The 24,067-nt window shown below is 60.8% G+C and carries 21 protein-coding genes; 10 read left to right on the top strand and 11 right to left on the bottom strand.

The window, feature by feature from the left end; all coding sequences use genetic code 11:
* Window positions 1–282 precede the first annotated feature (282 nt).
* The 4 genes from ssb to AC0Z42_RS22985 all read left to right on the top strand — a co-directional run bounded on the left by ssb (window position 283) and on the right by AC0Z42_RS22985 (window position 2,863).
* Window positions 283–792, top strand: coding sequence for a single-stranded DNA-binding protein (ssb, locus tag AC0Z42_RS23000; protein ID WP_485470505.1), 510 nt, complete (start codon window positions 283–285; stop codon window positions 790–792).
* A gap of 222 nt (window positions 793–1,014) precedes the next feature.
* Window positions 1,015–1,635 (top strand): nucleotidyltransferase domain-containing protein, encoded by a 621-nt coding sequence (locus AC0Z42_RS22995; protein ID WP_485470504.1) that lies wholly within the window; start codon window positions 1,015–1,017, stop codon window positions 1,633–1,635.
* Window positions 1,577–2,017, top strand: a complete 441-nt coding sequence (locus AC0Z42_RS22990) for a DNA-binding protein (RefSeq protein WP_485470503.1) — start codon at window positions 1,577–1,579, stop codon at window positions 2,015–2,017. Before AC0Z42_RS22995 ends, AC0Z42_RS22990 begins: the two co-directional genes overlap by 59 nt.
* A gap of 54 nt (window positions 2,018–2,071) precedes the next feature.
* The gene (locus AC0Z42_RS22985; protein ID WP_485470502.1) at window positions 2,072–2,863 is read left to right on the top strand and encodes a hypothetical protein; all 792 of its coding nucleotides are present in this window, start codon (window positions 2,072–2,074) and stop codon (window positions 2,861–2,863) included.
* On the opposite strand, the gene AC0Z42_RS22980 is transcribed toward AC0Z42_RS22985, so the two are convergent.
* Window positions 2,860–3,150 carry an LURP-one-related/scramblase family protein gene (locus tag AC0Z42_RS22980; RefSeq protein ID WP_485470501.1) on the bottom strand — a complete coding sequence of 97 codons (291 nt, stop codon included), beginning with the start codon at window positions 3,148–3,150 and terminating at the stop codon, window positions 2,860–2,862. The genes AC0Z42_RS22985 and AC0Z42_RS22980 overlap by 4 nt on opposite strands.
* Window positions 3,151–3,292: 142 nt before the next feature.
* Between AC0Z42_RS22980 and AC0Z42_RS22975 the strand changes: the two genes are divergently transcribed.
* Together AC0Z42_RS22975 and AC0Z42_RS22970 are read left to right on the top strand one after the other, a co-directional pair.
* On the top strand, window positions 3,293–4,384 hold the full coding sequence (locus tag AC0Z42_RS22975; RefSeq protein ID WP_485470500.1) for a hypothetical protein: 1,092 nt from the start codon (window positions 3,293–3,295) through the stop codon (window positions 4,382–4,384).
* A gap of 142 nt (window positions 4,385–4,526) precedes the next feature.
* Complete coding sequence (locus tag AC0Z42_RS22970) at window positions 4,527–5,306, top strand: acetoin reductase (protein ID WP_485470499.1); 780 nt, start codon at window positions 4,527–4,529, stop codon at window positions 5,304–5,306.
* A 69-nt stretch (window positions 5,307–5,375) separates the two neighbouring features.
* Here the strand turns inward: AC0Z42_RS22970 and AC0Z42_RS22965 are convergent, their stop codons facing one another.
* The 3 genes from AC0Z42_RS22965 to AC0Z42_RS22955 all read right to left on the bottom strand — a co-directional run bounded on the left by AC0Z42_RS22965 (window position 5,376) and on the right by AC0Z42_RS22955 (window position 10,997).
* Window positions 5,376–8,987 (bottom strand): M1 family aminopeptidase, encoded by a 3,612-nt coding sequence (locus tag AC0Z42_RS22965; RefSeq protein WP_485470498.1) that lies wholly within the window; start codon window positions 8,985–8,987, stop codon window positions 5,376–5,378.
* A 10-nt stretch (window positions 8,988–8,997) separates the two neighbouring features.
* On the bottom strand, window positions 8,998–9,900 hold the full coding sequence (locus tag AC0Z42_RS22960) for an ABC transporter ATP-binding protein (RefSeq protein WP_485470497.1): 903 nt from the start codon (window positions 9,898–9,900) through the stop codon (window positions 8,998–9,000).
* Window positions 9,901–10,148: 248 nt separating this feature from the next.
* Complete coding sequence (locus AC0Z42_RS22955; RefSeq protein WP_485470496.1) at window positions 10,149–10,997, bottom strand: hypothetical protein; 849 nt, start codon at window positions 10,995–10,997, stop codon at window positions 10,149–10,151.
* 149 nt (window positions 10,998–11,146) lie between these two features.
* On the opposite strand from AC0Z42_RS22955, the gene AC0Z42_RS22950 reads away from it, so the two are divergent.
* On the top strand, window positions 11,147–11,893 hold the full coding sequence (locus tag AC0Z42_RS22950) for a metallophosphoesterase family protein (protein WP_485470495.1): 747 nt from the start codon (window positions 11,147–11,149) through the stop codon (window positions 11,891–11,893).
* Here AC0Z42_RS22950 and AC0Z42_RS22945 read toward each other — a convergent pair.
* From AC0Z42_RS22945 to AC0Z42_RS22925, 5 genes are all read right to left on the bottom strand, one after another.
* The gene (locus tag AC0Z42_RS22945; protein ID WP_485470494.1) at window positions 11,886–13,232 is read right to left on the bottom strand and encodes a sigma-54-dependent transcriptional regulator; all 1,347 of its coding nucleotides are present in this window, start codon (window positions 13,230–13,232) and stop codon (window positions 11,886–11,888) included. The genes AC0Z42_RS22950 and AC0Z42_RS22945 overlap by 8 nt on opposite strands.
* Complete coding sequence (locus AC0Z42_RS22940) at window positions 13,225–15,132, bottom strand: sensor histidine kinase (protein WP_485470493.1); 1,908 nt, start codon at window positions 15,130–15,132, stop codon at window positions 13,225–13,227. Before AC0Z42_RS22940 ends, AC0Z42_RS22945 begins: the two co-directional genes overlap by 8 nt.
* A gap of 108 nt (window positions 15,133–15,240) precedes the next feature.
* Window positions 15,241–16,230 carry a porin gene (locus AC0Z42_RS22935; RefSeq protein WP_485470492.1) on the bottom strand — a complete coding sequence of 330 codons (990 nt, stop codon included), beginning with the start codon at window positions 16,228–16,230 and terminating at the stop codon, window positions 15,241–15,243.
* A 103-nt stretch (window positions 16,231–16,333) separates the two neighbouring features.
* Window positions 16,334–17,647 carry a dicarboxylate/amino acid:cation symporter gene (locus tag AC0Z42_RS22930; protein WP_485470491.1) on the bottom strand — a complete coding sequence of 438 codons (1,314 nt, stop codon included), beginning with the start codon at window positions 17,645–17,647 and terminating at the stop codon, window positions 16,334–16,336.
* Window positions 17,648–18,029: 382 nt separating this feature from the next.
* Window positions 18,030–20,429, bottom strand: a complete 2,400-nt coding sequence (locus tag AC0Z42_RS22925) for a catecholate siderophore receptor Fiu (RefSeq protein ID WP_485470490.1) — start codon at window positions 20,427–20,429, stop codon at window positions 18,030–18,032.
* A 293-nt stretch (window positions 20,430–20,722) separates the two neighbouring features.
* On the opposite strand from AC0Z42_RS22925, the gene nudC reads away from it, so the two are divergent.
* Together nudC and folE are read left to right on the top strand one after the other, a co-directional pair.
* Window positions 20,723–21,559 (top strand): NAD(+) diphosphatase, encoded by an 837-nt coding sequence (gene nudC, locus AC0Z42_RS22920; protein ID WP_485470489.1) that lies wholly within the window; start codon window positions 20,723–20,725, stop codon window positions 21,557–21,559.
* Between the two features lie 74 nt (window positions 21,560–21,633).
* Entirely contained in the window at window positions 21,634–22,200 is a 567-nt protein-coding gene (gene folE, locus AC0Z42_RS22915; RefSeq protein ID WP_485470488.1) for a GTP cyclohydrolase I FolE, read from the top strand.
* A gap of 54 nt (window positions 22,201–22,254) precedes the next feature.
* On the opposite strand, the gene AC0Z42_RS22910 is transcribed toward folE, so the two are convergent.
* On the bottom strand, window positions 22,255–23,073 hold the full coding sequence (locus tag AC0Z42_RS22910; RefSeq protein ID WP_485470487.1) for an AraC family transcriptional regulator: 819 nt from the start codon (window positions 23,071–23,073) through the stop codon (window positions 22,255–22,257).
* A gap of 48 nt (window positions 23,074–23,121) precedes the next feature.
* On the opposite strand from AC0Z42_RS22910, the gene AC0Z42_RS22905 reads away from it, so the two are divergent.
* On the top strand, window positions 23,122–23,646 hold the full coding sequence (locus tag AC0Z42_RS22905; RefSeq protein ID WP_485470486.1) for a hypothetical protein: 525 nt from the start codon (window positions 23,122–23,124) through the stop codon (window positions 23,644–23,646).
* A gap of 1 nt (window position 23,647) precedes the next feature.
* Here the strand turns inward: AC0Z42_RS22905 and AC0Z42_RS22900 are convergent, their stop codons facing one another.
* Window positions 23,648–24,013 carry a hypothetical protein gene (locus AC0Z42_RS22900; RefSeq protein WP_485470485.1) on the bottom strand — a complete coding sequence of 122 codons (366 nt, stop codon included), beginning with the start codon at window positions 24,011–24,013 and terminating at the stop codon, window positions 23,648–23,650.
* Between the last annotated feature and the right edge of the window lie 54 nt (window positions 24,014–24,067).

Genomic DNA, 24,067 nt, shown 5'->3' with positions numbered 1-24,067 from the left:
TGTTGCGCACGCCTGAGGTGGTGGCTGGCGAATTTTGCCGCCTGGCCGGCGTGTGCGGACAAAGGTTTGATGCAGATGCGTGCAGATGTTCAAGCACTGTATATAATACCAGTATTCAATATTCTTGTTTGTGCGCACCACGAAAAAAACGTTGTGCCGCACAGTTGCGGGACGGTCCAGAAAGCGGATGCTTTGCATCGCCTACTCGCTTATAATTCCCGTTTACAGAAAATCCAACGCGCGGCAATTCCGGCTGCCGCAGCCGTTCATCAGGAGTTATTCATGGCATCAGTCAACAAAGTCATTATCGTCGGCAATCTGGGCCGTGACCCGGAAATCCGCTACATGCCTAGCGGCGACGCGATCGCCAACATCGCCGTGGCCACCTCGTACAAGTCGAAAGACCGCAACACGGGCGAGCAAAAAGAAATCACCGAATGGCACCGCATCTCGTTCTTCGGCCGCCTCGCTGAAGTGGTTGGCCAGTACCTGAAAAAAGGTTCTTCGGTCTACGTCGAAGGCCGCCTGCAAACCCGTAAATACACGGACAAGGACGGCGTCGAGAAATACGCAACCGACATCGTTGCCGAAAACATGCAAATGCTGGGCGGCCGTTCCGGCATGGGCGGCGACGCCGGCGGTGACGACAGCTACGGCGGCAACAGCGGCGGCTACGATGCCCCGGCCCCACGCCAGGCACCCGCCCCACGTCCATCCCCGGCGCCAGCACCACGCCCGGCACCGAAGCCAGCACCGAACTTCTCGGATATGGATGACGATATTCCGTTCTAAGACCGCCGGCTGTTTCGGCTGTTTCAAAAATCCCCTGCAAATCAACGGTTTGCAGGGGATTTTTGTTGACTCATGCGAGCTGCTCTGTGGCTAAAGTGCTGTGTCACCGGACGATCAAGGTAGTAATTAAAATGTATCTTTTTGGGAGACGTTCGTCTCTCAAAGTGAGACTTTCGTATCTTATCGGGAGACAACCGTCTTCTTGCATGATACATTGAGCGGATGCTAGCAGACTTCCTTTTCGGTCCATTTCGCACGCGCGTGTTGTCAGTCCTGTTTTCACAACCAGATGACGCATGGCACGTCAGGGAGCTTGCGCGTCGTATTCATGCGCTGCCGGGTAGCACCAGTCGGGAGTTGATCAAATTGGCCGATGCCGGCATATTGATCAGTCACCGCATAGGGAATCAGGTCCACTATCGTGCAAACCGTGATTGTCCGATCTTTGACGAATTGGCTGCCATGCTTCAAAAGACCTCAGGCTTGCCCGCCGCGCTGGAGGACGCACTCAAACCTCTCGCCGAAAACATTCAATTTGCACTGATATTCGGTTCGGTCGCACGTGGAGAAGAGACGACCTACTCTGACGTGGATATACTGGTACTTGGTGATATCGGCTTTGCCGAAGTGATTGAGGCTGTGCATCCTTTGCAGGAAAAAGTTCAGCGTGAAATTAACCCGGCGGTCTACCGTACCGATGATTTTTGCGCCAAGCTTGCATCGAACAATACATGGGCGCGCGAGGTCGTGGAAAAACCCAAGGTATTTCTGATCGGAGATGCAAATGACTTTGCAAAACTTGTTGAAAATACAGAGCCTGAGCGAGTTCAACGCTCAGCGTGACGATATTCAACGGCTAATCGCAGCCGCTGAACGCAACCTGAATGATGCTGCCGCTACGAATATCAGTGACGAAAATCGATTCGATGCGGCATACAAGTGCGTGATGCAGTGTGGCATGGTGAGCTTGTGGGCGCATGGCTACCGGCCTTCGAAAAGCAAGCCGGGCCATCATCAGACGATTATTCAAACGCTGCCGTTGACGGTCGGCCTTGATGCCAGAACGATGATGGTGCTCGATGCCCTGCGCAAGCAACGCAATATCAGTGATTATGACGGGGAGATCATCAGCCCCACGGTGGTCGTCGAGTGTATGAAGCAAGCACATGCGCTGTTGGCGCATGTTCGCTCCTGGCTTGTTGAGCACCGTCCGGATCTGTCTTAAAAGCACCGTCTTCTCGCACGAGAAAGGCACCTGTTCACCTTACGCAAGGCCCACATGGCACACCCCTCATTCGACATCCTTTCCCAGCTTCTGAAGGCCGCTCCCGGCCGCAACACCTCGGCGCTGCCACGATTCCGCGACGAGGTCTGGTCGATGCCAGTCTGGGCGCCGGGCGAGCAGGTGGCGGTGGCGAACGGGCAGACGGCGACCTCGCTGCACCTGGCCGCCGGGACCGGCGACGCGCTGCCACTGCTGCCGGCCTATCTGAATGAAGCCGAGGCGAACGACGCGCAAGGCAGCGGCAACTGCATCACCGTGCCGTTTCGCTTCCTGATCCTGTTTGCCGAGTCGAACCGGCTGGACGTTGCGCTGAACGATGGCGGCCAGGTGCTGGCCATATCGCACGATGGCCTGATGGCGCTGCGCGACGCCGAAGGGCTCGGTGGCGATGGCGTGCCGGTGACGGCCGAGGAAGTGGGGCAGATGGTGAGCGCCGTCGAGCGCTTTGCGGCGCAGGCGCGCGCATATTGCGCCAGTCAGGCGGAGATCGCCAGCCTGCATCTGTCGTTGGTCAGTATTACCGGCGTCAAGCCCATGCTGATCGGCTGGCTCGATGGTGGTCGTGGCGAGCAGGCGGCGGCCCTGGAGCTGCTGAGCCGCCAGTTCCTGCAGCCCAACTGGCGTTGCATGGTGTTTGACGGCCTGCGCAGCGAGGGGCGGCTGGTCGAGGAACTGACGGCGTTGCCGGCCGTGTATGAGCGCCAGGCCAGCCAGGGCTGGTTCGGCAAGATGAAACAGAAATTGAGCGCGCCAGCGGTGCAGATCATCCAGCTGGACGTCTGCTAAGCGCTACTGCAGATGCGGCGGCGTTGGCTCCACAGCTTGCCGCGCAAGATGAAATGTTCCTCGTTGGTGGCGACGTTCCAGACTGGCGTGAACGAGTACAGCTTGCGCGTCACGGTCGCCACCTCCAGGCCGTCTTGCGTGATGCTCCAGGGCTGGCTCAGCCAGCCCCAGCGGGCGCGGCTTTCGTACAGGATGGTGCCGGCATCGTCGGTGATCTCGATCTTGCCAACGAGGGACAGCAGCTTCCTGGCGATGTGCAGCGTCTTCGGGGCGGCGGTGGTGGTCATGGGAGAACCCTGGCAGCGGAGATACCGGTGATTCTACAAGCCTGCCGCGGATATTGCCGGGGTTGCGCGGCATAGCCTGCCATGCGCGAAGGAAACAAGCCCGGTGGTAAGCTGTGTCCTCCCACCATGACAGGAGCCCGGCTTGCAATCCGAATCGAACCACCGTCAGATCGCCCTGGTCAGCTATGGCACGCAATTCCTGCGCGACAAACTGGCGCTGGACGACTGGTACCGGCATGGCATTTTTTTCGGCGCCCGCCTGCAGTTCCGGCAACTGGCTGACAACGCCCTGCTGGCCGATGATTTCACGTGGTGGCTGGGCATCCTGAAACAGTCGGGCGCGGTGCGCTTGTCGCTGCACCTGCTGAGTGAATTCGGCATCGCGCGCCCCGCCGTCATCCATTACGGCGATTACGCGGTGGTGGCGCATTTCCCCGACCGCCATCAGATCTGGGCTGTCGGCGTCGAGCGTCCCGCGTGGCTGGACCATCCTTTGGTGCCGGACGTGCCGGGCATACCGATCTTTCCCGACGCGACACATTGGGGTGGCGAGATCGACAGCTACTGGTGCCTCGAAGAGCGGCCAGGGCCACTGGCGGTGCCAGAGACCAACTGGAAAGCGCTGGCGAACAGCATTGCCACCGATCTCGACATCACGATACCGTCCAGCCTGGCGCCACCCGGGCCGATTTTCCTGCCGCCGACGCCACCCGCAGCGTGGGCAAGGTTTCCGCTGTTCCCCAGCGGCAGCGTGACGGTCGTGGCGCACGGCATCCTGGCCTCGCTGTATCGGGAACAATCCAAGTTTGCCAACGATACACATTTTAAAAATGACAGCAGTTACTACCAGGGCCTGGACGACGAGGGGGCGGCCAAGGTGGACAACTGGGGCCGGCGGCTCGATGGCTGGATAGTGGAAGTGGAAATGCGCTGCGCAAACGAATATCGCCAGCGGGTATCGAGCGATGACGGCGTGCCCTTGCCACTGTCGCCCGCTGCGGCGAAGCCGGTAGCGCCTTCTTCGCGTCAGGAGCAGGAGCGGAAAGCACCAGCCTACACCGACCCGGTGACGCCACCGGGCCGCAAGTGGTTCCGCCGCGTCGTCTTCCTGGTGGTGCTGGCGGTGGTGTGTCTGCTGCTGCTGGCCTTTGCCCATATCGTGGCGGCGTGGCCGTGGCTATCCGTGGTGCTCGGTTTGCCTTTCGCCATCTATGCCGTGTATGTAAAAGAGTAGCGGCGTGCCGTTTCCTTGACCTGCCTCGCCGTTTCCCGCATTCCCCTGCCGTGCGCTCTTCCCCTGCCCGTCAAAAAGGTTTTTGATGGGAGTGGAAGCGAACCTGCCTGTTGCAGGTTTGCTGATTTCGAGAGGAAAGCACATGAGCATCACAGGAAAAGTCGCACTGGTCACGGGCGCCGCGCAAGGCATCGGCAAGGCGATCGCGCTGCGCCTGGCAAAAGATGGCGCCGATATCGCACTGGTCGACCTGAACCAGGAAAAGCTGGACATTGCCGCCGCCGAAGTGCGCGCGCTGGGCCGCCGCGCCTTCACTTTTATTGCCGATGTGTCGCAGCTGGACCAGGTCACCGCAGCGGTGGCGTTTGCCGAGAAAGAACTGGGTGGCTTCGACATCATGGTCAACAACGCCGGCATCGCCCAGGTGGCGCCGCTGCTGGACGTCACGCCCGACGAAGTGGACCGTATCATGCGCATCAATGTGCAGGGCACTTTGTGGGGCATCCAGGCGGCCGCCAAAACCTTCAAGAAGCGCGGGCAGAAGGGCAAGATCATCAATGCCTGCTCGATTGCCGGCCATGACGGTTTTGCGCTGCTGGGCGTGTACTGCGCCACCAAGTTTGCCGTGCGCGCGCTGACACAGTCGGCGGCGCGCGAACTGGCAGCGCACGGCATTACCGTCAATGCGTATTGCCCCGGCGTCGTCGGCACCGACATGTGGGTCGAGATCGACAAGCGCATGGCCGAGGTAACGGGCGCCGAGCTGGGCGCTACCTACAAGAAATTTGTCGACGGCATCGCGCTGGGGCGCGCCGAAACGCCGGACGACGTGGCCGGCCTGGTGTCGTTCCTGGCGGGACCGGATTCGGATTACATGACGGGGCAGGCGCCGCTGATCGATGGCGGGATGGTGTACCGCTGATCGTTGCCGGATAAAAAAAACAGGCCGCGCCATCATCGACGGCGCGGCCTGTTTCATGTGGTTGGCGGTTTAATTGAAACTGACCTCCTTGCGGTTATCGCTCGACACCCGGTCGATCATCTTGTTATACGGATCGACCCCCACTTCGAACGGTTTTTCCTTGACCGTGATGGTCACCACCGGGTCGCTGCCGACCAGCACGCGCTTGTCCGTGAAAAGCACGGTTTCATCCTTTTCCTTGGCGATGGTTGGGATACGCATGGTTGGGCTAAGAATGACAGGCCGCGCAAAGATCGCAATCTCCACCGGTTCGTCATACACGCGCGGGCTTTCCTTGCCCTTGCCGTCCGATTCGAGCTTGGCCAGGTGCAGCTTCATGGTGACATCCCACTGGCCGTCCGGCCGCTGGACGGCGGAAGCTTCCTTGACACGGTTGTCGTAGAAGACGATTTTCTCGAACAGGTCGGTGATCAAGGCCTGCTTGTCTGCCGGCGCTTCGGCGCGGATATACGCCAGCAGTTCGGCGGTGGTGGTGAATGGCGCCTGCTGGTAGCCTTTATCTTGCAGGAAGCGTTTCAACGCGCGGTTGACGGCCGCTTCACCGATCTCGTCGCGCAGGCGATAGAAGATCAGGCTACCTTTGCGGTAGTGGATGTATTGCTGGTTTTCTACACGCGCCAGCGGCAGTTCCTCGATCAATTCGCCGCTGCGTCCGCTCAGGTAGCGGTCCAGTTCATAGCGCAGGAAGCGGCGCAGCTTGTTGCGGCCGTATTCCTTTTCCATCACCATCAGCGCCGAGTATTGCGCCAGGGATTCCATCAGCATCGAGGCGCCCTGCACATTGGCGCCGATCACCTGGTGGCCCCACCACTGGTGCGCCATTTCATGCGCGGTGACGTAGTACACGTAGTCGATATCGTCCTTGTCGCGCAGGTCGGCGATAAAGCCGATACCTTCCGAGTACGGAATGGTGTTCGCAAACGACTGCGCAAAGCTGGCGTAGCCGGGAAACTCCAGGATGCGCACCTGCTTGTGCTGGTAGGGCGTGAACTCGGTGGTGTAATAGTCGAGCGACTTCTGCACCGAGGTGATCATGCGATCAAGGTTGTAGCCGTGTTTCTTGTCGGCATAAATTTCGATCGGCACGCCGTGCCAGTCGCCTTTTTTCACGTCCCAGCGCGCCGACAGATAGGCAAAGAAGGGCATCATCGGCTGGCCCATCTTGTAGTGGTAGTAGCGGCGGCCATCTTTTTCCCAGCTTTTTTGCAGGTAGCCGGGCGCCAGCGCGATTTGCTCGCCGCTGGTCGACACCGTGGTGTCAAAGCTGATCCAGTCCGCTTCACTGCCAAACACGGTATTGCCATAGGCCGACTTGTCTTCCAGCTTGGCCATGCGCTGCGGTTCGCCCAGGCCCCGCTTGCGCCGTTCATTGCGGTCCTTCAGCTCCATCTCCTGCTGGTAGCCGAAGTGGGGGAAAAAGGACATGTTGTTGAAGAAGGTGCCGTTCAGGTTGACCTGGTCCGGCGCGCCGCTATTGGTAAAGCCTTCATGCGTGACGGCCACCGTGAAGTCGAGCGGCAGTTGCGCGCCCGGCGCCAGCGGCGTGGCCAGCTTCAGGATGCTGAAGCCGAGGTCCTTGTCGTTCAGTTGCGTGCTGTGTGCAGGCAGGTTCAGCCATTTGGTCTCCAGTTCGGGATCAAGCTGGATGCGCAGGGTGTCGATCGCTTGCGCGGTCTTGTTCTGCAGCAGGTAATGACCCTTGATCAGCACCTTGCGCTGTTCCGGATAGATATCGACATTGGCCTGTACCTCGGTGATCTTCAACTGCGGCAAGTCCTTGTACTGGCGGTACAGTTTTTCGTAGCGCGCCAGCTTGTCCATGCCCTCGTCCGCCGTTTCATAGGTGTTTAGCACATTGGTGTTGTAGAAGATCCAGCCACCGGTGCCCAGCCAGCACAGCAGTACCGCTGCCAGCGCCGCGCCGGTGCCGCTTTTCAGGCGGCGGCCGGCCAGGCTGATGCGTGAGCGCCAGCCAGTCGACAGGCCGCGCACCCAGAACGCCTGCGCCAGCATCACCAGCGCCACCGTGAACAGGCTCCAGTACAGCGCATACCAGCGCCAGCCCGTCAGGAAATGGCCATAGCCGTTCATGTCGGAATATTTGATATCGGGCGTGGCGCCGAAGTTGTACAGGTTGTGTTCGAAGTGCAGCATGCCCAGCACGGCTTGCGACACCATCAGCAGAATCACCGCCAGGTAGCCGATGAATTTATTGTTCGACAGCACTTGCAGCACGATGGCGCACAAGCCCATCAGCACGAAGAAGAAGGCGCCCAGCAAGCTACCCTTCAGGTACAGGGCCAGCTCCACCGGCGCGCCGCCCTTGTAGAGTTGAAAGATGATGGTGGTGACCACGCCGACCAGCATGTAGCCCGCCACCACGCCGACCAGCGCCGTGCACTTGGCCAGCAACGGCGTCCAGTCTGCCACCGGCATGGCGTCGCTGACGTCGGCGATTTTCACTTGCCGCTCCTTGAAGATCAGTTCACCCGCATAGAAGGTGACGATAATGATCAGCATGAAGCTGAAGCTCTGGCTGATCTGTTGCAACATCAGGTAGGTCATCGGATACACGGTGGTACCGTACAGCTTGGAGCCCAGTGTGACGCCGGCGACCAGGTTCATCACGCCGAACAGCAGCATCACCAGGAAGGGCACGCTCTTGAAGACGCCGGCGGCGTCGAAGCGCAGGATCTGCCACCACTGGCGCCAGGCGGTGGCGGTGCCGAAAGTGGGCGTAATGCGCGGCAGTAGCAAAGGCGCGGCCACGGCGGGCATCGCAGCTTGCGCCTTGTGCTTGCCGAACAAACGCTTGCCGGTACCGGTGCGCTGCGGCTTGAACAGGATCACGGTGGCGGCGAACAGGGCGGTGGTAATTCCCAGCCACAGCAGGCGGTTGGCCAGCAGGAAGCCGGAAAACGGCGGCAGGCTGGCGTTCGCTTCCGAGGACGTGAAATAGCGTGTCATGCGGCCAAAGGCGGTCACGCCGAAGGGGTCGATCAGTACCGCCAGCCATTCGTTGTTGATGTCGCGCGTCAACAAGCTGGCGATGGTGCGCAGCACGAAAAACGCCAGCACGCCCACATACACCAGCAGCATCGAACGCGTGGTGGCCGCCAGCAGCATCAGCAGGGCGCCGACAAACAGCAGGTTGGGGATCACCAGCACGGCAAAGGTCCAGCCATAGGTGTGCAGTGAAAACGGCCCCACGCGTTGCGGGTCGACCCACGGCATCAAGGGGCCGATCATGGTGCCGAGCGCGATGCAGACAAAAATCACCAGGCAGGCAACGAAGCCGGCGGCAAAGCGGCCGAACAGATAATCCCACTTGCGCATCGGCGTGGCGAACAGCATGTCGGCCATGCCCACTTCGCTGTCGCGCAGCACGGCGCCGGCGATAAAGACGGTGATCAGGAACATCGACAGCAGGGTGAACATGCCCAGCAACTGCGCCACCACGGTGGGCGCATTGCGGTTGACATTGCCGATCGCGCCACCCATCTGCACCGAATCACTGGTCGTCACGCCAAAGGCCATCAAGGCCAGGATGGCGGCAAATACCCACAGCAGCGGTTGTTTCAGCTGGTAGCCGAGGTCAAACTTGAAAAATTCCTTCCACATGGCGCGCTCCTCAGGCCACGGCTGCGGCAGGCGCGGCGGCATGGCGGCCGGCGTTGCGCACATGCATGAAATACACGTCTTCCAGGCCGGGTGCGATCAGTTCGAAGCCGGCATCGGGCTGGCTGTCGGCAAACACATTGATCTGCGTGCGGCCAGCCACCAAACGCGTCGACAGCACGTTCAGGCTTTGCTGGTACTGCGCCAGTTCGTCGGCCGAGACGCTGCGGCGCCACACTTTGTTGTTCAAGGTGTCGATCGCCGCCTGCGGTTCGCCCTGCACCAGTACCTGGCCCTTGACGATCATTGCCATGCGCGGGCACAGGTCGGTCACGTCGGCCACGATATGAGTCGACAGAATCACCACCACCTGCTCGCCGATTTTCGCCAGCAGGTTCAGGAAGCGGTTGCGTTCGTCCGGGTCCAGGCCGGCCGTCGGTTCATCGACGATCACCAGGCGCGGCGCCCCCAGCAGCGCCTGGGCAATGCCGAAGCGCTGGCGCATGCCGCCCGAATAGGTGCCGAGCTTGCGCTTCCTTGCTTCCCACAGATTGGTTTGCTGCAGCAGCGCTTCGACCGCCTCCTTGCGCGGCCCCTTTTCCGTCAGGCCTTTCAGCACCGCAAAGTGGTTCAGCAAGGTTTCCGCGCTGACCTTCGGATACACGCCGAAATCCTGCGGCAAATAGCCGAGCTGGCGGCGCAGTCCTTCCTTGTCTTTCAGCACATCGACGCCGTTGAAGGTGATGCTGCCGCTATCGGGGTCCTGCAAGGTTGCAATGGTACGCATCAGCGACGATTTGCCAGCGCCATTTGGCCCCAGCAGGCCAAACATGCCGTTCGGAATGTCGAGGCTGACGTTGTGGATGGCCTTGACGCCATTGGAATAGGTTTTGTTCAACTGTTTGATCGATAGCATGGGCAGCACACTCCTGGCTTGACAGTAAAAAATGCCGGTCGATTCATGTCGGCCGGTCGTCCCTGGTTTTTCCGCGATAGCGGATGTTACTTAAAGACAATACTCTACTGACAATTAAAAAGTAAATAATATTTTTGCGACCAAGGGCCAAAAGACGGGGCCGGAATGCGGCAGGGAGCGACGAATGACGGGGCTGTATACGACAACGTCCCCGCACGCAGCGGGGACGTCAAAGGGGAGAGGGCCGATCAGAAACGCATCTTGACGTAGGCCGACGGGCCCGTCAGGCGGATATTCAGGTCGGCATCGCGCGTGCTGTCGCGGCGCAGGGCGATTTTCGAGATGCCGTAGTCGGCCACGAAACCGACATTTTTGAACGGAAACCATTCCACGCCAATATTGCCACTGTAGATATGGCCGTTGATGGTGCCGCCATTTTTCTTGATGCCCGACGCTTCCATGTACATGCGCACGTCCGGCGTGAAGGCGTGGCGCCATGCCACTTCGACCAGCGGTGCAAACGCGTGTTCACTGACGGAGTCGCGCGCGGTCGCGCTCACGCCATTGACCAGGCCAGTTGCCGTGCCGTCGAGCTTGGCGCTGTAGTAGGCCGCGCCCAGGCCGATGCCGAAGGTATCCTTCTCCTGGCCCAGCCACCATTTGTAGGCCAGCTTGGCCAGGTCCAGCTGCAGGTCGGCGTCGGCCGTGGCGGTGCCCGACACGGGCTGGCCGTTGATGATGGTCTGGCCGGACAGGGTTGGCGTATAGTTCTTGTCGTAGCGGTAGTAGTCGAACGACAGGCCATGGCGGTCGCCGATCAGCAGGTCGGCCTTGACGCGTGGAATGGTGGTGTGATTTGGATTGGAATCGGGCGCATCGAGGCGGCCGAACTGCGTGTCGGCACCGATATCGATGCGCGGATCGGCGTAAAAGGCGCCGAGCGAAATGCTGGCGCGGTCCAGCGCCACGGAAGGCTCGGCATGCGCCGCCGTGCCGCTGGCGGCAACGCCCACAAACCCCAGCAACATGGCGCTGCGCATGGCAAGATGGCGCAAACGTGGTGGCGACAGGCGGATGGCAGTGGACGTGGCAAACATGGAAAAGCTCCTCAAATAGGTTGGTATCGCCGCAGCGCAGGCGCGGCAATGCAGTGGGGAAATAGTAACAATTACACCATGTTGCCCATGTAGCCGCACTTCTCAAATTTGCGTCAGAATAATCCTACCGATTGTGACAAGGAGTCCTTATGCGTATCGCCGCCATTTCCGATATCCACGGCAATCTTGCCGCGCTGGACGCCGTGCTGGCCGACATCGCGCGCCGCTGTGTCGATGCCACCGTCAACCTGGGCGATATCGTCTCGGGCCACTTGCAGCCGCGCGAGACGGCGGCGCGCCTGATGGCGCTGGCGCTGCCGACCATCCGCGGCAACCATGAACGCCAGTTGCTGGCCGACCCGGCGCGCATAGGTGTCTCCGATGCGTATGCGCGCGCGCAGTTGCTGCCGGCACAGCTGGCGTGGATAGAGGCGCTGCCGGCTACCTTGCGCCTGCGTCACGATGTGCTGCTGGTGCATGGCACGCCGGCCAGCGACCTGGTGTATTTCCTGGATACCGTCACGCCGCAAGGCAGCCGCGCCGCCACCGTGGACGAGGTGGCGCGGCGCGCCGGTGATGCGGCTGCCGCCCTGATCCTGTGCGGCCACACGCATATGCCGCGCAGCGTGGCGTTGGCTGACGGGCGGCTGATCGTCAATCCCGGCAGCGTCGGCCTGCAGGCGTACGACGACGATCATCTGTATCCGCACGTGATGGAAAACGGCACGCCGCATGCGCGCTACGCGATTGTCGAGGACGATGCGCAAGGGCGCTGGCACGCGCAGTTTCACCAGGTGGACTATGACTGGGAGTCGCAGGCGCGGCTGGCGCTGGCCCACGGCCGGCCAGACTGGGTGACACCCTTGCGTGCCGGACGCGTGGGGATGGCTACCTGAACTCTTCGGCCACCAGGTTGTATTTCTGCATCTTGTGATACAGGGTCTGTTTCGGCAGGCCCAGCACATTGCTCACTTCGCTGACGTTGCCGGCGTAGGCGCGCAGTTCCTGCTCGATCAGCGCGCGCTCGAAACCGTTCACCTGTTCGGCCAGCGACAGTGCGCCGGCTTGGGCGCTGGTCGCCAGCAGGTTTGAGGCGCCGCCGGCGATGCCCAGCACGAAGCGGTCGGCGATATTGCGCAGTTCGCGCACATTGCCGGGCCAGCCATGCGCCATCAGGTTGCGCATCTGCGCGCTCGACACCATCGGCGCGGCGCGGTTGTAGCGCGCGGCGGCGGCCAGCACGAAATGTTCGAACAGCATTGGAATGTCGTCGCGCCGCTCGCGCAGCGGCGGCAGGTGCAGCACGATCAGGTTCAGGCGGTAGTACAGGTCGCTGCGAAACTTCTGCTGGCGCGATAGCTCTTCCAGGTCCAGCTTGGCCGCCGCCACCACGCGCACGTCGACCGGCGTGGGAATGTTCGAGCCCAGCCGTTCGATATAGCGCTCCTGCAGCACCCGCAGCAGTTTCACCTGCAAGGACAGCGGCAGGCTTTCGATTTCATCGAGAAAAAACGTGCCGTGATCGGCATGCTCGATCTTGCCCACCTGGCGCTTGGCCGCGCCCGTAAATGAGCCGGTTTCGTGCCCGAAGACTTCGCTTTCAAAAATGCTTTCAGGAATTGCGCCGCAATTGACTGCCACGAAGTTGTGCTTGCGGCGGTGGCTGAAGTCATGCAGGCAGCGCGCCACCATTTCCTTGCCGGTGCCGGTATCTCCATAGATCAGCACGTCGGCCGGCTCGTCGGCCACGTCGAGGATCAGGCGGCGGATATCGCGCATCGATTGCGAATTGCCCAGCAAACGCGATTCGATGCCGCCGCCGTCTTCCAGCTGGCGGCGCAGGCTGTGCACTTCCAGCATCAGGCGCCGGGTTTCCAGCGCGCGCAGGATCACGTCGACCAGTTGCTCGGACGAATACGGTTTTTCAATAAAGTCATAGGCGCCGGTGCGCATCGCGTGCACCGCCATCGTGATGTCGCCGTGGCCGGTGACCAGGATCACCGGCAGGTTGGGGTCGAGCTGCTTGATCGCCTGCAACAAGTCCAGGCCGCTCATGCCGGGCAGGCGCACATCGCTCACCACAATGCCGGGAAAGTCGGGCACCAGCAGCTTGTAGGCCAGTTCGGCCGAGTGAAACGCCAGCACGTCCAGGCCGGCCAGCTGCAGCGCCTGCTCGCTGCCTTCGCGCACGGTCGGGTCGTCTTCGACCAGCAACACTTTCAAACCATCAAACATGCTTTTCCTCCTGCGTTGCCATCTGTAATTCGATGGTGAATATGGCGCCGCCACCCGGTGCGTTATCGGCGCGCAGCACGCCGCCGAACTGGCGCGTGATCTGTTCTGAAATGGCCAGCCCCAGCCCCAGGCCCAGGCCTTGCGGCTTGGTGGTGAAGAACGGCTCGAACAGGTGTTCGTACACTTCGGTCGACAGGCCCGGCCCGGTATCGGCCACATGGATCAGCACCAGCGGCGCCTTGCATTCGACCGTCACGCGCAGGCTGCGCACCTCGCTGCCGTTCATGGCGTCAAGCGCGTTCGCATACAGGTTGACCAGCACCTGTTCCAGGCGGTTGCTTTCGCACATGGCAAAGATGTCGTCGGGCGGCAGCTGCAAGGTGAAGCGCACGTTTTCCACCTGCAAGCGCCGCTCGACCAGGAACAGCGCATTGCTGATCGCGGTCGGAATCGATACCGAGGTCAGGCTGGTGGTCGACTTGCGCGCAAACACTTTCAGTTGGCCCGTGATCGCCCCCATGCGGGCGGCGATTTGCGAGATCTTGGCCAGGTTGCGCCGCGCATCGTCGAGCCGGCCCCGTTCCAGCAAAATCACCGCGTTGTCCGACATGGTGCGCAGGGCCGTCAGCGGCTGGTTCAGCTCATGTGTGATGCTGGCCGACATCTGCCCCAGCACCGCCATCTTGCCGGCCTGGAACAGCTCGTTTTGCGTGATGTGCAGCTTTTGTTCGGCCTTGCTGCGCACCTCGATTTCCTGGCTCAGGCTTTGCGTCATGGCGTTCAATTCCGAGGTGCGTTCCTCGACCATGGTTTCCAGGTTGTCATACGCATGCTGCAAGTCTTCGCGGGCGCGCAGCTTTTGCGCCACCGCCGCGCGCCGCTGGCGCACATAAAAGAACAGCAGCATGAAAAAGCCCAGCAGCACCCCCGAAAACGCCGCCGCCGAGCGCGCGCTGGCCTTCGCCTGCGCCAGGTCGGACAGGTAGATGAAGGTCCAGCCGTTGGGCGACTTGAGCTTCATCTGCGTCATCACGCTCGACGTGGTTTTCTGTGGCGCGTCGGCCCGTTCCTGCTCGCGCAGGCTGATCACGCGCGCGCCATTGCCCAGCTGGCGGTCGGACACAAAGGGGATGGTTTCCAGCTGCTTCGAATAATACTGGCGCGTGCGGTTGATTTCCTCGACCACCGCCGGCGACAGTGGCGCCAGGGTCTTGTATTTCCAGTCGGCCACGGAACTCAAAAAAATCACGCCGTGCTCGTCGGCCAGCATCACCTTGTCGGCGCCTTGCACCCAGCGTTTTTCCAGGTTTTCCAGGTTCAGCTTGACGGTGGCCAGGCCCAGCATGCGGCCATTTTGATAGATGCCGTGGGCAAAGAAGTAGCCGGGTTCGAGGCGCGTCGTGCCGACGCCGTAAAAGCGGCCCGGCGTGCCGCGCAGCGCATCCTGGGCATATGGGCGAAAGGCAATATTGTCGCCGATAAAACTGTCCGGGCGCTGCCAGTTGCTGGCCGCGCGCGTGTTGCCGTCGAGGTTGCTGATAAAGATGGTCGACGACTTGGCCTGGGCATTCATCTGCTCCAGGTAATTGTTGACCGTGTCGATCAGCACCGGGTCTTCCGGGTGCTGCAGCAGGCGGATCACGTCGCGATTCAGTTCCAGCGTCTTGGGCAGGAAATCGTATTTTTCCAGCGCGTTTTCCAGGCTGCTGACATACACCTCCAGGCGCTGCGCGCCGCTGGCTTGCAGCTTGCCGATAGCGATGCGCTCGGTCCAGAAATACACCAGCCAGACGATGGCCAGGCAGGCAGCCAGCACCACGCCCCAGGCCAGGGCCTTGCGGGCCGAACGTTGCGCCAGGCGCTGGCGCCAGGAAAGAGAAGGTGTGCTGCTGTTGGTCATGGTTCGGTGTCAGACTGCAAGAGGCCACAGTATCGCATCAAGGCGTGCGCATAAATGAAAAAAGCCGCCGGAGTGGTCTCCGGCGGCTCTGGCGGGAGCTAGGCGTGATCAGAACAGATGGCGCATGCCAAGGTTGAAGCCGGAGTTGCCGGTACCGTTGTCGGTGGCGTTGCCGACCACGAAGGTGGCGCCGTTCTTGTTGCTGATATGGCCGTAACCGGTGTACAGGTCGCTGCGCTTGGACAGGGCGTAGTAGGCGCCGATGGCCCATTGCTGGGCGTCGCGGTTCAGGTTGCTCTTGTCGTTGTGGCGAATGTAGGAAGCAACCATCTTGGTCGGGCCGAACGGCACGCTCACCCCCAGCAGCAGGTCATTGCTCTTGACACTGGCCAGGGCGCGGTTGTCGGCGTAGCCGAGGTTCGCTTGCGCCACGCCGAAGTCATAGCGCATGGCCAGCAGGCTGTTGCGGGTCTGGTCGGTACCGGCGACGTTTTCCTTGCGGTGATGCGTGACGGTCAAGTTCAGCGGACCGTCGATGTAATGCACGGCGGCGCCCATGCTGCGGTTTTTCTTGTTGTCGTCGGCCACTTCGCCAAAACCGTAGGCCACGTCGGCCGACAGCTTGTTCCAGGTCGGCGTGCTGTACTGCGCCATATTGTCGACACGGATATTGGTGACCATGATGTTCGATGCCGTGCCGGCCAGGCCGATCACGAACGGGTCGGCCACGTCGCGCAGGGCCAGGTAGTACGGCGAGTACTGGCGGCCCAGAGTGACGGTGCCGCCCTTGCCGGACAGGCCCACATACGCCTGGCGGCCGAACAGCAGGCCGCCCTGGCCCGAGGTGCCCGTATCGATATTGAAGCCGCTTTCCAGCACGAACAGGGCAGACAGGCCGTTGCCCAGGTCTTCCTTGCCCTTGAAGCCGATGCGCGAGCCGGAGGCCACGCCGGAAGCGACGCGGGTCAGGCGGTCACCGGCAGCGTCCTTGTCGACAACCAGGCCGGCATCGGCCACGCCGTAGATGGTGACGCTCGATTGCGCCAGGGCGGTGCAGGAAGCACCGAGAGCCAATAAGGTAAACAGGACTTTTTTCATGAAAATCTCTCTATTAGGGGTTAACTACTGATCGCACTGCCCGACTGCTTGTTACTCAACATTGAGATTAAAACAATGGCCCGCTTGTGGCGGGCCATTCTGTTTAAGCCTTCTTAGCGTGGTCTGCTTCGCCCCAATGGCTTTCGGTATTCATGTTGGCGGCATTGGCTGCCGCCGCTTCTTCTTCGGTGGCCAGGCCGCCTTCCCACTTGGCGACGACCGCCGTGGCAACGGCATTGCCGACCGCGTTGGTGGCCGAACGGCCCATGTCGAGGAACTGGTCCACGCCCATCAGCAGCAGCAGGCCCGCTTCCGGAATATTAAATTGCGTCAAGGTGGCGGCAATCACCACCAGCGAGGCGCGCGGCACGCCGGCGATGCCTTTCGAGGTCAGCATCAGCAGCAGCAGCATGGTGATCTGGGTGCCGATCGACAGGTCGATGCCGTAGGCCTGGGCAATGAACAGCACGGCAAAGGTACAGTACATCATCGAGCCGTCCAGGTTGAACGAGTAGCCCAAAGGCATCACGAAGCTGGAGATCTTGCGGTCCACGCCGAACTGGTCGAGCGCCGTCAGCAGTTTCGGATAAGCCGCTTCCGAGCTGGCGGTCGAAAAAGCCAGCAGGAACGGTTCGCGGATCAGGCCGACCAGCTTGAAGATGCGCGGACCGATGACCACAAAACCGGCGCCCACCAGCAATGTCCACAGGCAGATCAGGCCGACATAAAAGCCGCCCATGAATTTGGCGAACGTGACCAGCACGCCCAGGCCATGGGTGGTGACGACCGAGGCCATCGCGGCAAACACCGCCAATGGTGCCAGGTTCATGATGGTGCCGGTGATGCGCAGCATGACTTGCGCCAGCTGGTCGATGACGTTGGTGAGCGCCTTGCCCGATTCGCCCAGGCCAGCCAGGGCGCCGCCGAAGAAGATGGAAAACACCAGCACTTGCAGGATTTCATTGTTGGCCATCGCCTCGATCGGCGACTTCGGTACCAGATGCGTGAAGAAGTCTTTCATGGTGAAAGCGGCGGTCTTCAGATTGGTCGACGCATGCACGTCGGGCAGCGGCAAGCCCAGGTTGGTGCCCAGCTGCATGATATTTGACAGCACCATACCCAGCGCCAGCGACACCAGCGAAGCGACCAGGAACCAGCACATGGCTTTCAGGCCGATACGGCCGGCGGTCTTGCCGTCACCCATGTGGGCGATGCCGACCGTCAGGGTCGAGAACACCAGCAGCGCAATGATCATCTTGATCAGGCGCAGGAAAATATCGGTGACGATGGAAATATTGCCCGCAATTTGCGCGCTGACCTTCTCGTCCGGGAAAGTGGTGTTGCAGGCATAGCCCACCAGAATGCCAAGGATCATGGCAATCAGGATGTACAGGGTTAATGGCCGTTTCTTTTTCATTGCGTGACTCCTCCAGTAAAGCGCCGCTGTGAGCGGATTATAAATAGCGAGCAACTTAAGCTTGGAAGAAATGTTGCCGTAAAACAAGCTCTTGCATGCCAACTTTTTTTTGCTGCAAAGTCACTACATAGCAAAGGATATGCCTGAAAATGACTTTTGGTACAGAACTTATTAAGCGCTTGATTTCAATGTGATTTTTTGTTGTCAGGATGTAGCACCGTGGCGGCTGTTGCGCGAGATATTGGACGCAGCCAGCCTCGGCTGTATGAGTTTTCATACAGTTGCCGCGTCACCAGAAAGACAAGATTATCAGGACCATAAAAAAGGCCCCGCATGAAGCGGGGCCTGTCGATACTGCGGTACTGCCTGCGTCAGGTGCGTCCTAGAACTTGACGTTGGCGCTCAGGCTGAACGAGCGTGGCTGGCCTGGCGTGTAGCGGTAGCCGCTCTTGTTGATTGCTGCCACGTAGGTCTTGTCGGCCAGGTTGTAGGCGTTCAGCTGCAGGTCCAGGTTCTTGTTGACCGTGTAGGTGGCCATCGCGTCAAACACCCAGTACGAATCGATGCGGGCCGGGGTGCCGTAGGCGCCGTCGGTGCCGCGCAGCATTTCACCGACATAACGACCGCCGCCGCCGATCTTCAGGCCGAAGGGCAGGATGTACGAGGTCCAGGCCGTGAATGCCTGTTTCGGCGTGTAGCTGAGGTTGTTGATGCCGCTGGCGGTTACCACGCGGCCCGATTTGACGCTGGTGTTCATGCGGGTGTAGCCGGCGCTGACCAGCCAGTTATGCATGACTTCGCCAACCACACCCAGTTCCACGCCCTGCACGCGCTTTTCGCCCGTCTGGTAGTAGATGGTGGGGATAACCGCGTCTTGTTCCACTTCATTGGTCACCGTGGTCTGGTACAGGGCGGCCGTCAGCGACAGTTTTTGCTTCAGCAAGTCCCACTTGGTGCCGATTTCCTTGGTGGTGGTTTCCTGTGGATCGTAGCTCAGGTTCTGATTGCTGCTGGCGGCCGTGCTCAGGGTGAAGTTGGTGCCTGGCGGCGCTTTCGAGGTCGAGTACAGCGCATACACGCTGCTGTCCGGCGTCGGCTTGTACATGGCCGAGATCTTGCCGTTGTACACGGTGTCGCTCAGCGACAGGCTGCTGCCGATCGGCGTGCCGACCGGAATCAGCTGTGGCTGGTTGGCAGCGGCGGCCGCTTGCAAGGTGATGGCATTGTATTTCGTGTTGAAATGGTCGGCCCGCACGCTGCCACTGATTTGCCATTGATCGTTGAATTTCAGCGTGTCGAACAGATAAAGGCTTTGCGTGTCGATCTGGCCGTCGGTGGTGGCGCCGCTGCGCACTGGCGTGAATACGGCCGTGCTTTCGTTCGGATTCGGGTTATACAGATTGGCCAGCGGAATGGTGCGCGGGTTGGCTGCGGTCGGCACGGCAACGCTGGTGCCCAGGCTGGAGGCGACGTAGCTGTAGTTGGTCTGTTTCTCGGTGGTAAACTCGAAACCGCCGACCAGCGAGTGCTTGACCGCGCCGGTGTCGAACGCAGCGGTGACTGTCGACTGATTGGTCAGGATGGTGTTTTTCTGGTCCTTGATGGTGCGGTTCGAGCGCGCCAGCAGCCAGGTCGACGGATTGCCCGGCACGGCGCCCAGTGCCGCATTATTGGTCACCAGGTTGGCGGAAGAGCCCATAAAGGCCGACAACAGGTAATCCTGCTTGGTCTTGCCCCAGCGCGTGACGTTCTGCAGCTTCACGTTCGGCGAAAAATCGTGATCGACCTTGACGGTAAACATGTCGGCTTTGACCTTGTCATAGTCCGATGCCAGGCCGTAGAAATTCTTCGGATCGACTTTAGGCGCCGAATTGATATAGGTGCGCACCGGAGTCGGGTTGGCAGCAGTCACGCTGGCCGGATTGTCCGGGCCAACGTAACCTGGCAGGCCGATGGTCGGCACGCCGCCGTCGGGCACGTTGTCCTGGTCGACGTGCAGGAAGCTGGCGGTGACGCGGGTCGGTTTGCCCAGGCCAAAGGTGACCGATGGGGCGATCGCCCAGCGCTCGTTCTTGACTTCATCGCGCGCGGCGTTGCCGCTGTCCTGTTTCAGCAGGTTCAGGCGGAAAGCGGTGCCCGAGTCGGTGTCGATCACGCGGTTCCAGTCGGCGGTGGCGCGTTTTTGCTTGCCGCTGCCGACGGTGATCAGCGAATTGATGCTGTTTTCCAGGTTCGGCGTCTTGCTGACCAGGTTGATCGAGCCGGTCGGCGAACCACGGCCACTGTCGGTGCCGGCCGGGCCTTTCAGCACGTCGATCTGTTCGATATTGAATACATCGCGCGAGATCGAGCCGATGTCGCGCACGCCGTCGACGTAGATGCTGCTCGAGGCGTCAAAGCCGCGCATGTAGACCGCGTCGCCGGTATTCGTGTTGCCGTTTTCACCGAGAAAGAAGGTTCCCACGCCTGGCGTATTGCGCAGCGCGTCGGTCAGGGTCAGTGCGCCCTGCTGTTCGATCAGTTCTTTTTTGATCACGACGATGGTTTGCGGCGTATTGACCAGCGCTTCCGTGTATTTTGGCGACGACGCCTTGTCGGCCTTGAAGTCGTTTTCCTTGGCGCCAACGACGGTCACTTCGTTCAGCATCTGTTGCGATGCCTGCGCGCTCTGGCCGGCAGGATCTGCGGCCTGTGCTGCGACGGGCAGCAGCATCACGGCCAGGGCGGCGCCGACATGTTGGTTGAAGCGGGATTGGACGTGCTTGCGGCTCTTGATTGCCATCTTGCTCTCTCGTTATGATCAGGGTAGGTGTCTCTGCCCTGCGCTGCGGCCGCATGCGCACTGGCTGGGAAACGGTGAGTGACATTGTAATAATTTGCCGCGTTTTCGTAAATGAGAATCGTTATCAGTCTCGTTTAAGTCTCGTTAACGCAACGTTTTTTGCGTGCCGAAAAAAATACACTGTGATTTTCCGTGCGGCCTTGCAAACTCGCATGGACTGGTGCTATTACGCACGCTGCGCACGTGAACTTGCGCGAGAGTATGATGAGCAACCCCTCTCTTATTGGTGCTGCATGCTGGAAACTCCCCTTGCCTTTGTTCCCCTGATCGACGTTCCCGTGCCGGCGCCATTGCCGCAGGACACCTTGACCTTCATTTTTCACCGTGGCCGCTTGCTGCTGCGCGTATCGGACCTGTCCTTGCCGTCGGCCGAACAGGTGGCCGTGCTCGGTGTCGACCTGGCGCGCGCCCAACCGGTGGGCCTGTGGCAAGGGCGCTATTGCCAGACGGTCTGGCTCGATGATGAAAGCTTGCCCGACGCCAGCCTGGAATGGCGTGGCCTGCGCTCGCTGTTCAATGTGCTCGACGACGGCTTTGTCGGCCTGGCCAGCCGCGCCGTACAGCTGGCCGAATGGGCGCGCACGCACCGCTACTGCGGCGTGTGCGCCACGCCGATGGTGCGCCTGCCTGGCGAGCGCTGCTTCAAGTGCCTGAGCTGCGGCATGATGGCTTATCCGCGCATTTCGCCGGCCATGATGGTGCTGATCCGCAAGGGCGACCAGGTGTTGCTGGCGATGCACAAGCATTCGCCGTCACAACGCTACAGCCCGCTTGCCGGTTTCCTCGAAGCGGGCGAATCGGTGGAAGAAGCCGTGCACCGCGAAGTGATGGAAGAGGTCGGCTTGCGCGTGCACAATCTGCAATATTTCATGAGCCAGTCATGGCCGTTTCCCCATTCGCTGATGCTGGCGTTTACCGCCGATTACCTCGATGGCGAGATCAGGCTGGACGAAAACGAAATCGCCGAAGCGCGCTGGTTCGGCCCTGGCGATACCTGGCCGGAAGCGACCTCCAGTGTTTCGATCTCGGCGCTGCTGGTGCAGGCGCACCGGCCGCCGCAGCCAGCGTAAAAGCCGGCCGCCCAGGGCAGCCTTCCCAGTTTTCTATATACTTGCGGCAATTGAAAATTTTAGGAAGTTTTAGCATGTCTCAAGAAGAATTTACCGAAGACGACTGGCGCCGGCTGATTACCAGCATCGGCGAAGACCCGCAACGCCCGGGTTTGCTGGAAACCCCGGCGCGCGTCACGAAAGCCTGGAAACACTGGACTTCGGGTTATGGCCAGGATCCGGTCGAATTGCTGAAAGCGTTTGAAGATGGCGCGGAACAGTACAACGAACTGATCGTCGTGCGCGGCATTCCCGTCTACAGCCATTGCGAACACCACTTGGCGCCGTTCTTCGGCAAGGCCACCATCGGGTATGTGCCGAACGGCAAAATCGTCGGCCTGTCGAAACTGACGCGCCTGGTCGATTGCTTCTCGAAACGCCTGCAAGTGCAGGAACGCATGACGATGCAGATCGCCAATGCGCTGATGGAAGTGCTGGAGCCGAAAGCGGTCGGCGTCGTTGTGCGCTGCCGCCACCTGTGCATGGAAAGCCGCGGCATCCGCACGCCGGGCGAAGAAACCATTACCTCGGCCATGCTGGGCGAGTTGCAGCCGAACCTGGCGATGCGCACGGAGTTCCTGGCACTGGCGCGCGAAAGCTGATTTTTACGTCAGATGCAAGCGAAAGGCGGCGCGATGCCGCCTTTTTTGCCTCTATCACCCGCGTTCGGCCAGGTAGCGCGCCGGCGGCTTGCCGACCGCCTTGCGGAACATGGTGACAAAACCGCTGGTGTTTTCATAGCCCAGTTGCAGCGCCACGGCTTTCACGCTATCGCCTTGCGCCAGGCGCTGCAGGGCGATAATCACATGCAATTGCCGGCGCCAGCGGCCCACGCTCATGCCGATTTCCTGCAGCAACAAGCGCGTCATGCTGCGCTCGCTCATGCCGATGCGGCTGGCCCATGCGGCCAACGGTGTCTTGTCGCCAGGGCTGGCCAGCAGCATCGCCGCCAGCTGGCGCAGGCGGGTGTCGCGCGGCATCGGCAGGTGCAAGTCTTGCACGGGGGCGGCCGCCAGTTCATCGAGCAGGGTTGCCACCAGCCGTTCCTGCGCACCGTCGAGCGCAGATGGCACAGGAAAGCCGGCCGCCTTGAAAATCAGCTCGCGCAGCAGCGGCGATACGGCCACTGTGCAGCATTCGGCAGGCAGTTGCGGCGCCTGTTCCATCTCGACGAACAGGCAATAACACTGCGCCTCGCCGGCGCCGCGCGCCGCATGCAGCAAGCCGCCCGGTATCCACACGGCGCACTGCGGCGGCACGATCCAGGTGCCACTGTCCACTTCACAATGAATCACCCCGCGCACGGCGTACAGCAATTGCGCCTTGCGGTGCCGGTGCGGCGCCTGTTCCCATTCGCTGCTGACATGCGCCGCACCCACCGCCAGCACGGGGCGCAGGATGCCATCGACGTCGATATCGATGGGTGCAAGGCCTGGCGAGCCGGTCGAGCTGGCGGAAAACAGCGGAATGGGCATGGTGTCAGGGATTGGCTGGATTGAACAATATTGTGGCTATTTTGTGCAATGACGTCCAGCAGCGCTTGCCGTATCGTGATGTTTTCCGCAGCCTCTTCAACGCCAGACAGCCGCCGCCAGCTCTTGATGAAGGTGCGGGCGCCGGCCATCTACCTTGAAGGAGTCACCATGCTGATCGACAGTTCCACTTTTCCCCTCGTCTGGCTGCGGCGCGATACCGGCGCCGCCGACAGCGACGCCTTGTTCGCGGCGTTCGAGCAATTGCTGCAGCGCCGGCAAGCCTTTGTGCTGCTCAGTGATGCGGGGTTCGACGCTGACGGCCATGAACATGCGCAGGAGGAACGCAAGCGCCTGACCTTGTGGATGAAGAAAAACAAGGCGGCACTGCGCGCCTATATCTGCGGCATGGTGCTGATCGAGCCCAGCGCCGCCAAACGGCTGGCAGGCAAGGCGTTTGCCGTGATGTTCGGCAAGTTCTGGGGCTATCCCCTGCATTTCGGCGACAGCGGCGACGATGCGCTCGATATCGCCCGCAGCCTGCTGCAAGCTTGGTTGCCGCCCAGACAGAGCTGAATCAGTAGCGGTATTCGCTGACCAGGTGTTTGGTAAAATTGTATTTGCTGCCGCCGTCGAGCAAGTCGACCAGGCGCTTCGGCGCCGAAGCCGACATGAAGGCGTCGGCGGCGCCGTCGGTGCTGCGAAACTTCATGCCGGGGCTGAGGATCTGGTTCGCGCCGATTTTCAAATGCTGGAAGCTCTTGGTCTTCTCGTTGTTGAGGATGAAGTGCAGTTCCTGCTTGAAGGTCAGGAACGGGATCTTCAGCCACCAGCCTTCGTCCGTGCCATAGTTGGTCACGCTGGAAAAATGCGTGTTCTTGTCCGTCAGGGTGGGTTTGCCCAGGCGGTCGTTGATGCGTTTCATGGCGTCGTTCTTGGTCATGCGATTCTTTCTTGAGCAGCGTTACAGACGCGCATTCTGCCACAGTTTTCCTTC

It is taken from the genome of Janthinobacterium sp. 1L-D-8-B-C4, assembly GCF_057291295.1.
Note: the sequence above shows the minus strand (reverse complement) of the source record. Positions and strands in the feature narration are given on the sequence as shown.

What these genes read in the sequence shown, in the direction of transcription:
- ssb (WP_485470505.1), top strand. Translation starts at nt 283, where the DNA reads ATGGCATCAGTCAACAAAGTCATTATCGTCGGCAATCTGGGCCGTGAC.
- AC0Z42_RS22995 (WP_485470504.1), top strand. Translation starts at nt 1,015, where the DNA reads ATGCTAGCAGACTTCCTTTTCGGTCCATTTCGCACGCGCGTGTTGTCA.
- AC0Z42_RS22990 (WP_485470503.1), top strand. Translation starts at nt 1,577, where the DNA reads ATGACTTTGCAAAACTTGTTGAAAATACAGAGCCTGAGCGAGTTCAAC.
- AC0Z42_RS22985 (WP_485470502.1), top strand. Translation starts at nt 2,072, where the DNA reads ATGGCACACCCCTCATTCGACATCCTTTCCCAGCTTCTGAAGGCCGCT.
- AC0Z42_RS22980 (WP_485470501.1), bottom strand. Translation starts at nt 3,150, where the DNA reads ATGACCACCACCGCCGCCCCGAAGACGCTGCACATCGCCAGGAAGCTG.
- AC0Z42_RS22970 (WP_485470499.1), top strand. Translation starts at nt 4,527, where the DNA reads ATGAGCATCACAGGAAAAGTCGCACTGGTCACGGGCGCCGCGCAAGGC.
- AC0Z42_RS22965 (WP_485470498.1), bottom strand. Translation starts at nt 8,987, where the DNA reads ATGTGGAAGGAATTTTTCAAGTTTGACCTCGGCTACCAGCTGAAACAA.
- AC0Z42_RS22960 (WP_485470497.1), bottom strand. Translation starts at nt 9,900, where the DNA reads ATGCTATCGATCAAACAGTTGAACAAAACCTATTCCAATGGCGTCAAG.
- AC0Z42_RS22955 (WP_485470496.1), bottom strand. Translation starts at nt 10,997, where the DNA reads ATGTTTGCCACGTCCACTGCCATCCGCCTGTCGCCACCACGTTTGCGC.
- AC0Z42_RS22950 (WP_485470495.1), top strand. Translation starts at nt 11,147, where the DNA reads ATGCGTATCGCCGCCATTTCCGATATCCACGGCAATCTTGCCGCGCTG.
- AC0Z42_RS22945 (WP_485470494.1), bottom strand. Translation starts at nt 13,232, where the DNA reads ATGTTTGATGGTTTGAAAGTGTTGCTGGTCGAAGACGACCCGACCGTG.
- AC0Z42_RS22940 (WP_485470493.1), bottom strand. Translation starts at nt 15,132, where the DNA reads ATGACCAACAGCAGCACACCTTCTCTTTCCTGGCGCCAGCGCCTGGCG.
- AC0Z42_RS22935 (WP_485470492.1), bottom strand. Translation starts at nt 16,230, where the DNA reads ATGAAAAAAGTCCTGTTTACCTTATTGGCTCTCGGTGCTTCCTGCACC.
- AC0Z42_RS22930 (WP_485470491.1), bottom strand. Translation starts at nt 17,647, where the DNA reads ATGAAAAAGAAACGGCCATTAACCCTGTACATCCTGATTGCCATGATC.
- AC0Z42_RS22925 (WP_485470490.1), bottom strand. Translation starts at nt 20,429, where the DNA reads ATGGCAATCAAGAGCCGCAAGCACGTCCAATCCCGCTTCAACCAACAT.
- nudC (WP_485470489.1), top strand. Translation starts at nt 20,723, where the DNA reads ATGCTGGAAACTCCCCTTGCCTTTGTTCCCCTGATCGACGTTCCCGTG.
- folE (WP_485470488.1), top strand. Translation starts at nt 21,634, where the DNA reads ATGTCTCAAGAAGAATTTACCGAAGACGACTGGCGCCGGCTGATTACC.
- AC0Z42_RS22910 (WP_485470487.1), bottom strand. Translation starts at nt 23,073, where the DNA reads ATGCCCATTCCGCTGTTTTCCGCCAGCTCGACCGGCTCGCCAGGCCTT.
- AC0Z42_RS22905 (WP_485470486.1), top strand. Translation starts at nt 23,122, where the DNA reads ATGACGTCCAGCAGCGCTTGCCGTATCGTGATGTTTTCCGCAGCCTCT.
- AC0Z42_RS22900 (WP_485470485.1), bottom strand. Translation starts at nt 24,013, where the DNA reads ATGACCAAGAACGACGCCATGAAACGCATCAACGACCGCCTGGGCAAA.